Raw genomic sequence first — 11,219 nt, 5'->3', positions numbered from 1 at the left:
TGCGGCGTTCCGCGTTCCGTGAGCCCGGAGGATCACCTGCCTTGTCCCAGCGTCAACTGCCTTTCACCCCAGACCTCCCACACCGCTCCAGCGTCTTCGAAAGCGTGGCGACCTTCGTGCTCCTGGCCGCCTTGCTCTATCTTGGCGCCGGCATACTGGTGCCGCTGGTTTTGGCGACCTTGCTGGCCTTCGCATTGGCGCCGCTCGTCACCTGGTTCAATCGGCGCCTGCACTTGCCCGATCCGGTGGCCGTCATCGTCTCTGTCGCTCTGGCTCTCGCCGCGCTCTCGGGCTTTGCCTACCTGGCCGGAACCCAGATCATTAAGCTGGCAGCGGAATTGCCCGGCTATCAGGAGACCATCTCCACCAAGATCGCGGGCCTGCAGCAGCAGTTTGGCAACAACACCCTGCTCGAGCAGATCAACGGCGCCATCGCGGGCCTGAGCGACCAGATGGCCAGCACCGAGACGCGGCCCGGCGCACCCATCCCTGTTACCATCTCAAACGAGATCGGGCCGCTGGGTATCCTGAGTTCGGTGCTGGGCTCGATCATCGGCCCGGTCGCCACCGTGGCCATCGTCGCCGTCTTCCTGATTTTCCTGCTGATGGGACGCGGTGACCTGCAGGAACGGTTCATTCGGCTGGTCAGTGGCGGACGCTATTCCAAGGCCAATATCGCCATCGCCGATGCCAGCAAACGCGTCGGCCGTTATCTGCTGATCCAACTGGCCGTGAATACCGTCTACGGCACGATTTTTGGCATCGGGCTCTGGCTGATCGGTGTGCCCAGCGCGATACTTTGGGGTCTTCTGATCGTTCTGTTTCGTTACATCCCCTTTGTCGGCGCTCTGATAATCGCCGTCGTGCCGTTCCTGCTCGCCTTTGCGGTGGATCCGGGTTGGGACATGCTGATCCTGTCAGTCGGGCTGTTCCTGCTACTCGATCTCACCACGGCCAACGTTATCGAGCCGCGTCTTTATGGATCGAGCACCGGCGTATCAGCCATCGCCATTCTGCTCTCCGCCATGTTTTGGGCCACCCTGTGGGGCCCTGTCGGCCTCATCCTCGCTACGCCGATGACGGTATGTCTCGTGGTGATCGGCCGCCATCTGCCGCAGTTCCAGTTCCTCGAAACGCTGCTGGGCAGCGAGCCGGTGCTTTCCCCTTCGGAGCGGCTCTACCAGCGCATGCTTCGAGGCGCGACGGAAGACGCCATCGAAATGACTGAAGATCATATCGAGGCCCATAATACCCAGCATTACCTTGACGGTGTGATGATGCCCGCCCTCCGCCTGGCCAGCAATGAGCTGGCCGATGGCCCCGACGCCCTGCCGCAGCGCCGCCGACTGGTTGAGTCGTTCGAGGCGCTGATCAGGGAGATCGCCACGGTCGAATGGCCCGAACACAGTTCGGTTCTGCTGATTGGCGGGCGCACGGAGATAGACGAATGCGCCGCAACCCTTCTCGGCATTCGTCTGGCCAACGAGGGCATCGAGAGCCGGGTCCTGCCGCCAGTGGCCGTACGGCAGGAGGCGATTGGCCGCCTCGATCTCGAAGGCGTCGAAGTCGTGGTTCTGGTCTTTATGGGCGATGATATCCGGACGCATACCCGCTACGTATCCCGCCGCATCCGTCGCATGGCGCCGGAGGCTCGCGTCGCCGTCTGCGCCCTGAACGACCTCAGCGCGCAGGAGTCAAACGAAACGCTGCATGTCGACACCATCTACCGCTCGGTCGATGACGCGGTCGACGGGGCGCTGACCGGCCTGCGCCGGCATGCATCCGACGACCTGCAAGCCAGCGGTAGGGCCGAACCCTTCGCCGGGGCGGGCCGCGGCGACGATGCACTCGGCCAGGCCATCGAGCAGATAGCCGATAGCTTCGAAATTCCTTTCGCGACGATCAACCTGTTGCAGGACGACCGCCATGTCGAAGACGATGCGGCCTTCCATCTGACCAGCATCGTCACCGAAACCCGCCAGCCATTGGTAGTTCACTCCAAGACTGCGCACCCACTGGTGGGTGAAAATGCCTATCTGCAGACCAATGGCATCGACCTCTACGCGGCCGTGCCGCTGGTGCTGGCAGATGGGACCTGCGTCGGCGCGCTGGCGCTGCTGGATTACGAGCCGCGTGCATTTAGCGAGGAAGACGTGACCCGCCTCGAAGCGGCTGCTCAGGACCTCGTGCAACGATTCGGAAATGTCAGCGCTGGGTAAGCCCGATCGGCCGCTGGCGAGAGCAAACGTTGTGCGCTAGGCTGCGTCGAACTCACATCGCAGGTGCACACCGTGACCTTTGCTTTCCCCCGCCGTGGTCGCTCGCTTGCCGCCGGCCAGCGCTCAGAACTGACTGTCATCGATCTCGACGGCGCGGCCCAAATCATCTTCACCGCCGATGAAGTGATCGAGGCGCCGAACTGGTCGGCGGATGGAAAGTGGCTGGTGTTCAATGCTGGCGGGCACCTGTTCCGCATTGCCGCGACCGGCGGCACGCCCGAGCCGATCGATACCGGTCACCTGGCCGATCTCAACAATGACCACGTGCTTAGCCCAGATGGCAGGACGATCTATGTCAGCTCCGACGATGGCCATCTCTATGCCGTGCCGTTCACCGGCGGCACGCCGCGCCGGGTTTCCAACACGCATGCGACGCCGTTTCATTACTATCTGCACGGCATTTCGCTCGATGGTGAAACGCTGGCCTATGTCGCCATCGAGCAGCGCGATGCCGAGCGGCAGGTCAATGTGTTCAGCATTCCGTCTGCCGGTGGTCCCGATACGCGGCTGACCGACCTATCGATGCCCAATGATGGCCCCGAATATTCGCCGGACGGCCGCTGGATCTATTTCAACTCCGAACTTGCGGCGGCCCGGCCCGGCCATGCCCAGATTTTCCGCATGAGCGCCGCGGATGGCAGCGACCTCGAACAGCTGACCTTCGATAGCTACGTCAACTGGTTCCCACATCTGTCGCCCGATGGCCGGCAGGTGGCGGTGCTGAGCTTTCCCCAGGGCACCATCGGCCACCCCGCCGACAAGCAGGTGCTGCTGCGCCTGATGGGTCCCGACGGCGGTCCTCTGCGCATAATCGCCGATTTCTTCGGCGGCCAGGGCACCATCAACGTCAATTCATGGGCGCCCGATAGCCGCAGACTGGCCTATGTGGCCTATCCGGTCGCGCCATGAGTCTGGACAGGTTCGGATTTGTTCCAAGACAGCCAGAACGCAACGGCGATCATGCTGGCGGACACGGCGAACGCCAGCTGCAAACCATCACCAACCGCCGCCGGTGTCAGCGCGGCTAGTTCCGCCGTCCCACCGCCCAGCGCGAATACGGCGCCCATCACCGAAGCGCCTAGAATCAGCCCAAGGTTGCGTGAAAGCGCCAACAGGCCTGCAGCCGTGCCCCGCCTGTTGTCGCCAGCCGCCTCCATCGTCGCAGCCGCATTGCCAGCCTGAACCAGCTGATAGCCAGGTGTCAGAACGGCGATTGCAGCGAGATAACCGAAAAGGCCCAGCGCCTGCGGCAAGACAGCCAAGCCGATGCTGCCGATACCCATCGCGCCTAAGCCAGCCAGCACTGCCCGGCGCGTGCCCCAGCGGTCTACCCCATGTCCAAGGGGTAGGCCGGTCACGATGGAAAGCGCCGGGCCGACCGTCATGGCAAGGCCCGTTGCCAGACTATCGAGCCCAAGCCCGATGCTGAGATAGAATGGCCCCACCACCAGGGTCGTCATCATTACGCCGGCAACCAGAAAGTTGCAGGCCATCCCTCGAAGCATTCCTGACGTGACGGACCAACCGCCGCCGCGCTTGACCCTGCTCTGCCCGGCATCATCGGGCAATATCCGGATAACCAGCCAACAGGCGACTATACCAAGCGGGACGAGACAAAGAAAAATGCCACGCCAGCCGGTAGTGGACAGCAAAAGCCCTCCGAGGCTTGGCCCTAGGGCGGTTCCCAGTGCGGACATTGCCCCCAGCAACCCGAGCCCCCTTCCCACGCTTGCGCCGCTGTTAGACTGCCGGACCAACGCCATGCTCAAGGTGACCATAAAGGCAGCACCTATGCCCTGCAGGACCCGCGCGGCCACGAGCAGCGGCAGCGATGAAGCTATGCCGCAGGCTAATGAACCGGCGCAGAATATCGCCAGTCCCGAGATCACCATGCGCTTCTTGCCATGCTGGTCGCCCAGTCGGCCCGCGATCACTGCGCACAGCGTCAATGCAGCGAGATAAGCAATGAGCACCCATTGCACCTGATAGAATGGCACCTCGAAACCCGCAGACAGCGTCGGCAATGCGATGTTGGCGATGCTGGTGCCCAGCGACCCCAGCAACATGACGAGCGCCAGGGCTGCCCCCGCCCCCCTGCGATCCTTCAACGCCATCTCCGTCATGAATTCTACCTCGCTTGACCTGATTTCGCTGGCACTCTACGAATTCAAGTCAACTTGAGGTCAAGAATGAATCTGCTCGATATCGGCGAGGTCGTCGAACGGACCGGCAACAGCCCGTCTACCCTGCGTTACTACGAAGATATTGCCCTGATTTCTTCGGCCGGCCGCAAGGGACTGCGACGTCAGTACGAGCCCGACGTGCTCCTGCAGCTTGCGCTGATTGCCCTGAGCAAATCTGCGGGGTTTACGCTGGATGAAATCGCGGGGATGTTCGGCGGCAAGGCCCGGCCCGAGCTTCCGCGAGCGCAGCTGCGCCACCAGGCCGCGAAAATCGATGTCCAAATCCGCCGGCTCGGCGAACTGCGCGATACCCTGCAGCATGTTGCAGACTGTCCCGCCCCGACGCATCTGGATTGCAAGAGCTTCCGCCGCCTGCTGACAGCCTCGCTTAAACCCGGATCGAAATCGGCCTGACGCTTGTCAGCGCCCCATGCCCGGGGCCTGGCGGATATTGTATGGCAACCGAGCGGCAATTAACTAACGCGTCGCTATGTTAAGCCGGTAAAGTCTCGATCCAGACCGGCACCGACTTGAACGCCGGAGTTTTGCTTCGGGGATCAACTTCGGTCCCAACCAATATGTTAGCTTCGGGATAATAAGCCATCGCACTGCCGCGCGGCAAGTCGAACAGGGTGACCACCGCAGTCATTCGACCGACATCCGACGCCAGCGTCACCGACTGGCCTTCGCTCACCCCGAACGCCGCCATGTCCTCGCCATTGAGAAAAACCGCATGCCGCCCGGCGCCGCCGCGATAGCTGTCCTTTTCCTCATAGATGATGGTGTTGAACTGGCCCTCGCTGCGCATCGTCGCCAGCGTCAGGCGCTCGCGCTGCAAAACCGGCAGTGGCGTCACTACGAAATGCGCCTTGCCGTCCAGCGTACCGAATTCAGGCGTATGCATCACCCGGCTCTTGATGTGGAACTCGCGCTTGGCCACGTCGATATCGGCCAGTTCCTCCATGCCGGGCACGATATTGGCAATCGCGTCGCGCACCTTGGAATGGGCGCTGAACGCCTTGAACTGGATCGGCGAGTTGGGCATCAGACCCTGCCCAATTTCCCCCAGGATCCAGCTTTCCGGCCGCACATTGTCCAGCCGCCGAATGCCGCCATCCGATAGCCGCACATAGTTGAACATCGACTCCTGCGTCGTCGGCTCCCACTCCTCGTCGCGCGCCGTCACCGGCAAGATCATTACCTCGCCATCGCCCAGCCCATGCACATGGCCCATGTTGAGCGTTGTGGTGAGGAACAGCTTGAACCCGATGGCTCCCATGGCCCGGCTGGCAAAGGCGGTATCGGGTGTAGCGCCCCAAAGGTTGCCCCCCATGATGACGGCGCTGTCGACATCGCCCGCTTCCGCCGCCTTGAGGCAGGCCATGGTGTCGAAGCCCTTCTCCTCGGGAAACTTGACCCCGAATGCGGCTTCCATCTTTTCCAGCACATCCTTGGCCAGCACCGGCTTGACCCCAATGGTGCCAATGCCCTGCACGTTGGAATGCCCGCGCAGCGGCAACAGCCCGGCAAAGCGCTTGCCCACCATGCCGCGCAGCATCGCGAGGTTGGCAATCGCCTCCACATTGGCCACGCCATGGATGTGATGCGTCATGCCCATACCCCAGGCAAACACCGCGTGCTTCGCCCGGCCATACTGACGCGCGATATGTTCGATCTCGATACGTGAAATGCCGCAGGCCTCGACAATCGTCTCCCAGCTCAGCGCATCAATATCGCCGTGAAAGGTCTCAAACCCCGAACTATGCGCCACGATGAATCCGGTATCGGCCAGCCCCAGCTCCAGCACCGCCTTGGCAACGCCCTTCATCAGCGCGATGTCGCTGCCGATGCGCGGCTGCACGTAATCTGAAGCGATCTCGCTGCCGCCCTTGAGCATCGAGCTCGGCGACTTCGGCACCGCGAACTTCACCAGCCCCGGCTCCTTCGCAGGATTGATGACGATGACCTGCCCGCCCCGCTCGCGGCAGTTCTTCAGCATATGAATGAAGCGCGGATGGTTCGAGGACGGGTTGGCGCCGATCACGAAGATCAGGTCCGCCCCGGTCAGGTCTTCCAGCTCGACGCTGGAGGTCGCCTTGCCGATCGTCGTTGCCAGGCCTTCGCTGGTGGCCTGGTGGCAATAATACGAGCAGTTGTTGACGTTGTTGGTGCCATAGGCTCGCGCCAGCAACTGGAAGATAAACCCGGCCTCGTTGGACGACCGACCTGACGAATAGAAAAAGCTCCGCTTCGGATCGGTCGCCTTGAGCTTGCCAACGGCATGGGAAATCGCGAACTCCCAATCCACCGGCTCGAACCGGTCAGTGCCTGCGCGCTTGAACAGCGGTGTCCCCAGCCGCCCCAGATGCTCCATCTCGCGCCCGCTCAGCTCCTGCAGGTCGGTCAGCGGATGGGCAAACACCTCGTGCGGAATCGCCGGCTGGATGTCGGTGGATTGCGCCTGCACGCTCTTGTTGCAGACCGATGGAAACTCATTGAGTTCATTGGTCATGCCGCCGCGCTGCCCGCCCATGCCGTAGGCACAGGCCTTGCAGGCATTCTTGGCGGTCAGCGCCTTGCCGGCCTTGCCGACACCCATGCGCGCGATGGTGGCGAGAGTATAGAGGACCTTCTTGGGTCCTCCGCCCACGATGTGGCTGGTATCGGCCAATGCACTGCTCCGGCTTGCTGCGCCGCCATTGTCGGCGCAGCCCGCTCCGGGTGCAAGCACTCTTCACCTCACTTTGGAGGAAGAGGTGAATGCCTCAGTAAACCGGCTTCACCTTCATGCCCTGTGGCACCGGGCCACGGGCATAATCGGGATGCCGGATGCGATCGGGAAGGATCACCTCCTGCTTGGGCACGTCGCCATAGGGGATGGCGTCAAGCAGATGCGCGATGACATTGAGACGCGCCCGCTTCTTGTCGTCGGCCTCCACCACCCACCATGGCGAATCCGAGGTATGCGTGCGGTTGAACATGTCTTCCTTGGCCCGGGTGTAATCTTCCCAGTGGCGGCGGGATTCCATGTCCATCGGTGACAGTTTCCACTGCTTGAGCGGGTCCTCGATGCGCATCTTGAAGCGGAATTCCTGCTCCTCGTTGCTGATCGAAAACCAGAACTTGATCAGGATGATGCCCGAGCGGACCAGCATCTTCTCGAATTCCGGCACCGAGCGGAAAAACTCTTCCAACTCGTCTGGGTTGCAGAAGCCCATCACTCTTTCGACGCCGGCCCGATTGTACCAGGAGCGATCGAACAGCACCATTTCGCCGGCCGCCGGCAGGTGCGGCACATAGCGCTGGAAATACCACTGAGACTTTTCGCGATCACTCGGCGCCGGCAGCGCCACCACGCGGCAGACGCGCGGATTGAGACGCTGCGTAATGCGCTTGATGGCGCCGCCCTTGCCGGCTGAATCGCGACCCTCGAACACCACCGCAACTTTGAGCTTGTTATGCGAGATCCAGTCCTGCAGCCGCACCAACTCGTGCTGCAGCCGGAACAGTTCCCGGAAATAAATGCGCCGGTCCAGCGTCTTGCCGCCGGGCCGATTTTCGCCAGCCAGCATTTCCAGCTGGTCGTCCTCGAACTGCAGCTCCAGTTCCTCGTCGAAACTGTCGGAAATTTCTTGGCGGATACGGTCAAGTTCGGCTTGCAGATCAGGACTGGTCATGGGAGCTCCCCCGGGCAACACGTTTGGCGCCAATGGCCATACGGACATTACAATTTTGTGACACTCCTCATCGGCCCTTAGGGGCGAAATCACTCCAGCGGAGCAATTTCAGGTGAGGAGGCCACGAGAGCTGTGCTCGAGTGGCGACCGGCCGCTGCGCGGCAAGATTGCTCCAGTGGAGCAATCTCAGGTCAGAAGGCCATGAGGCCTATGGCCGAGTGGCAAGATCGCTCGCAGCCACATCATCCTCCCTAATGAATTAACTGCCGCTTTCGCTTCAAACTGCGCTAAAACTTGATTGTGCGTGTGAACATGACCATCTTGTTCGCATGCACCCGCTTGACCGCGACGCGGCGGGCGGGCAGTTTGCGCCCATCTCCCCCACAAGACTAATCGTGAAGCGCTTTGCCGAACGGATTTGGCTGGGGGTTAGCCTATTGAATGACGTGCCGCTTGGAGGCGACGAAATGGAAAAGATCCCTATGACGATCGGTGGCCAAAAGGCCCTGGCCGCCGAATATGAGCACCGTACTGCCAGCGAGCGCCGACGCATCGTCGAGGCGATCTCTGAGGCACGCGCCCATGGAGATCTGTCCGAAAACGCTGAGTATTCGGCTGCCAAGGAACAGCAGAGCCTCAACGAAGGCCGCATCAAGGAACTCGAGACCATCCTGGCGCTCGCCGATGTCATCGACATCAGCAAGCTGAGCGGCACCACCGTCAAGTTCGGCGCCACGGTAACCTATATTGACGAAGCGACCGAGGAAGAGAAAACCTATCAGGTCGTCGGCGATCCTGAGGCTGACGCTTCGGGCGGCCGCATCTCGATTTCCTCGCCCATCGCCCGCGCCATGATCGGCAAGGAAGAGGGCGACTCGTTCGAGGTGTCAGCTCCCGGCGGCGCCCGAAGCTACGAAATCCTCAAGATTAAATACGTCTGACCCTTCTTCAGGCGGCACTGGCGTTGTCTACGATTCGGACATGGCAAAAAGGGCGCACGCGGCACTATCTGCCGTCGCGTTCGGCGCGCCATGCCCAATGTTCGGGCATTCGCCTGCTTCTGGTGTGATATTTACGTCTGTTTCACAGGCACATGCCCTGTGAAAACACAGTTTGCCTTGAAAGAGTGCTCCTTCGCCCTTTAACTAGCGGCAGAGGAACTACTCGCATTTGTCGGAGAGCGTCGCGATGCACGCGAAAGTCATCATTATCGGGTCTGGCCCTGCCGGCTACACCGCTGCGATCTACGCGGCGCGTGCCATGCTGGAACCGGTGATGATTCAGGGTCTGCAGCCAGGCGGCCAGCTGACCATTACTACCGACGTCGAGAATTATCCCGGTTTTGCCGACGTCATCCAGGGCCCATGGCTCATGGACCAGATGAAGGCACAGGCCGAACATGTTGGCACGCGCATCATCAACGACCTGATCGTCAGTGTCGATTTCGACAGGCATCCCTTCGTGCTGACCAGCGATAGCGGCGAGGTCTACACAGCCGATAGCATCATCATCGCTACTGGCGCCCAGGCCAAATGGCTGGGCCTGCCGAGCGAGCAGAAATTCCAGGGCTTTGGCGTCTCGGCTTGCGCTACCTGCGATGGCTTCTTCTATCGCAACAAGGAAGTGCTGGTCGTCGGCGGTGGAAATACCGCAGTCGAGGAAGCCTTGTTCCTCACCAATTTCGCCTCCAAGGTCATCCTGATCCATCGCCGCAACGAGTTCCGCGCTGAGCGCATCCTGCAGGAACGCCTGTTCAAGCATCCCAAGATCGAAGTGCGCTGGAACCATGAGATCGCCGAAATCGGTGGCTCGGCCATGCCGCCATCGGTCAACTCCGTGACACTTCGTGATACCGTCACAAATCGTACATACGAGCAGCCGATCGACGGTATCTTCATCGCCATCGGCCACGCTCCGGCAACCTCGATCTTTGCCGGCAAGCTCGACATGAAGCCCGGCGGCTACCTGCAGGTGAAGCCGGGAACCACCGAAACCAACATTCCCGGCGTGTTTGCCGCTGGAGATGTGGCCGACGACGTTTACCGTCAGGCAATCACGGCCGCTGGAATGGGTTGCATGGCGGCGCTGGAAGCTGAACGATACCTCGCTGAACACGAACTCGCCGAAGCGGCGGAGTAACAAGCCGACCCAACTAGAAAGCGTCAAAAGAAATGCTCGACTGGGACAAACTCCGGATTTTCCACACCGCCGCCGAGTCGGGCAGTTTCACGCACGCCGCCGAAAAGCTGGGCATGAGCCAGTCGGCTGTCAGCCGGCAGATTTCGGCGCTGGAAGATGATCTGGGCCTCAAGCTCTTCATCCGCCATGCCCGCGGCCTGGTTCTCACCGAGGTCGGCGAGCAACTGTTCCGCACCGCCCACCGCATGCACTGGGAGCTGCAGCAGGTGGAAACCCAGATGTCCGAAAGTCAGGACGTCCCGACCGGCCCTCTCATCGTCACCACCACGGTGGGTATTGGCTCAACCTGGCTATCGTCGCGGCTTGACGAATTCCTCAAGCTCTATCCGCTGATCCAGCTCGAAATCCGCCTCAACGACGCCGAGCTCGATCTGGCAATGCGCGAGGCCGACGTTGCCATCCGCCTGCATCGCCCGAACCAGTCCGAGATGATCCAGCGCAAGCTGTTCACGGTGCACAACCACTTCTACGCGTCCAAAAAGTACATCGCCGAATACGGCATGCCCGCCAGCGGCGAACAGCTCGACGATCACCGCATCATCAGCTTCGGCGAGCCGGTGCCGTCCTACCTCGGCGATATCAACTTCCTCGAGCGCATGGGCCGCACTGACTCAAGCCCGCGCCGCGCCGCGCTAAAGGTCAACGCCATCAACGGCATGATGCAGGCCTGCCGCGCCGGCACCGGCATCGCCATGCTGCCCGACTATGTCACGGAAAGCGAAGACGGTCTGGTGCAAGTGCTGCCCGATATCGAGCTGCCCGCCTACGAGGCCTACTTCGTGTATCCGCCCGCGCTGAAAAATTCCAAACGCGTCGGCGTGTTCCGCGACTTCCTTGTCGCTAAGGCCAGGGAGTGGAGCTTCTAGCTCCGCTAGAAGCGC

The 11,219-nt window shown here is 61.4% G+C and carries 9 protein-coding genes; 6 read left to right on the top strand and 3 right to left on the bottom strand.

Going from position 1 to position 11,219, the window contains the following annotated elements; all coding sequences use genetic code 11:
• The first annotated feature begins 41 nt into the window (after window positions 1–41).
• Together WH91_RS22305 and WH91_RS01465 are read left to right on the top strand one after the other, a co-directional pair.
• Entirely contained in the window at window positions 42–2,219 is a 2,178-nt protein-coding gene (locus WH91_RS22305; RefSeq protein WP_052952519.1) for an AI-2E family transporter, read from the top strand.
• Between the two features lie 72 nt (window positions 2,220–2,291).
• The gene (locus WH91_RS01465; protein WP_046169238.1) at window positions 2,292–3,188 is read left to right on the top strand and encodes a TolB family protein; all 897 of its coding nucleotides are present in this window, start codon (window positions 2,292–2,294) and stop codon (window positions 3,186–3,188) included.
• Here the strand turns inward: WH91_RS01465 and WH91_RS01460 are convergent.
• Complete coding sequence (locus WH91_RS01460; RefSeq protein WP_425285345.1) at window positions 3,170–4,387, bottom strand: MFS transporter; 1,218 nt, start codon at window positions 4,385–4,387, stop codon at window positions 3,170–3,172. The genes WH91_RS01465 and WH91_RS01460 overlap by 19 nt on opposite strands.
• An 81-nt stretch (window positions 4,388–4,468) precedes the next feature.
• On the opposite strand from WH91_RS01460, the gene WH91_RS01455 reads away from it, so the two are divergent.
• A complete protein-coding gene (locus tag WH91_RS01455) occupies window positions 4,469–4,876 on the top strand; it encodes a helix-turn-helix domain-containing protein (protein WP_046169236.1) in 408 nt (135 codons plus the stop codon).
• Window positions 4,877–4,955: 79 nt separating this feature from the next.
• On the opposite strand, the gene WH91_RS01450 is transcribed toward WH91_RS01455, so the two are convergent.
• Window positions 4,956–7,193 (bottom strand): FdhF/YdeP family oxidoreductase, encoded by a 2,238-nt coding sequence (locus WH91_RS01450; RefSeq protein WP_244542389.1) that lies wholly within the window; start codon window positions 7,191–7,193, stop codon window positions 4,956–4,958.
• Between the two features lie 34 nt (window positions 7,194–7,227).
• Window positions 7,228–8,139, bottom strand: coding sequence for a polyphosphate kinase 2 (gene ppk2, locus WH91_RS01445; protein WP_046169234.1), 912 nt, complete (start codon window positions 8,137–8,139; stop codon window positions 7,228–7,230).
• 467 nt (window positions 8,140–8,606) lie between these two features.
• On the opposite strand from ppk2, the gene greA reads away from it, so the two are divergent.
• The 3 genes from greA to WH91_RS01430 all read left to right on the top strand — a co-directional run bounded on the left by greA (window position 8,607) and on the right by WH91_RS01430 (window position 11,204).
• Window positions 8,607–9,080, top strand: coding sequence for a transcription elongation factor GreA (greA, locus tag WH91_RS01440; RefSeq protein WP_046169263.1), 474 nt, complete (start codon window positions 8,607–8,609; stop codon window positions 9,078–9,080).
• A gap of 247 nt (window positions 9,081–9,327) precedes the next feature.
• On the top strand, window positions 9,328–10,278 hold the full coding sequence (gene trxB, locus WH91_RS01435) for a thioredoxin-disulfide reductase (RefSeq protein WP_046169233.1): 951 nt from the start codon (window positions 9,328–9,330) through the stop codon (window positions 10,276–10,278).
• Between the two features lie 32 nt (window positions 10,279–10,310).
• Entirely contained in the window at window positions 10,311–11,204 is an 894-nt protein-coding gene (locus WH91_RS01430) for a LysR family transcriptional regulator (protein ID WP_046169232.1), read from the top strand.
• Window positions 11,205–11,219: the final 15 nt, after the last annotated feature.

The organism is Devosia psychrophila (assembly GCF_000971275.1).
In the GTDB taxonomy this organism is placed as follows: Bacteria; Pseudomonadota; Alphaproteobacteria; order Rhizobiales; family Devosiaceae; genus Devosia; species Devosia psychrophila.
The sequence above is the reverse complement of the archived record's forward strand: the minus strand, read 5'-3'. Positions and strand labels throughout refer to the sequence as shown.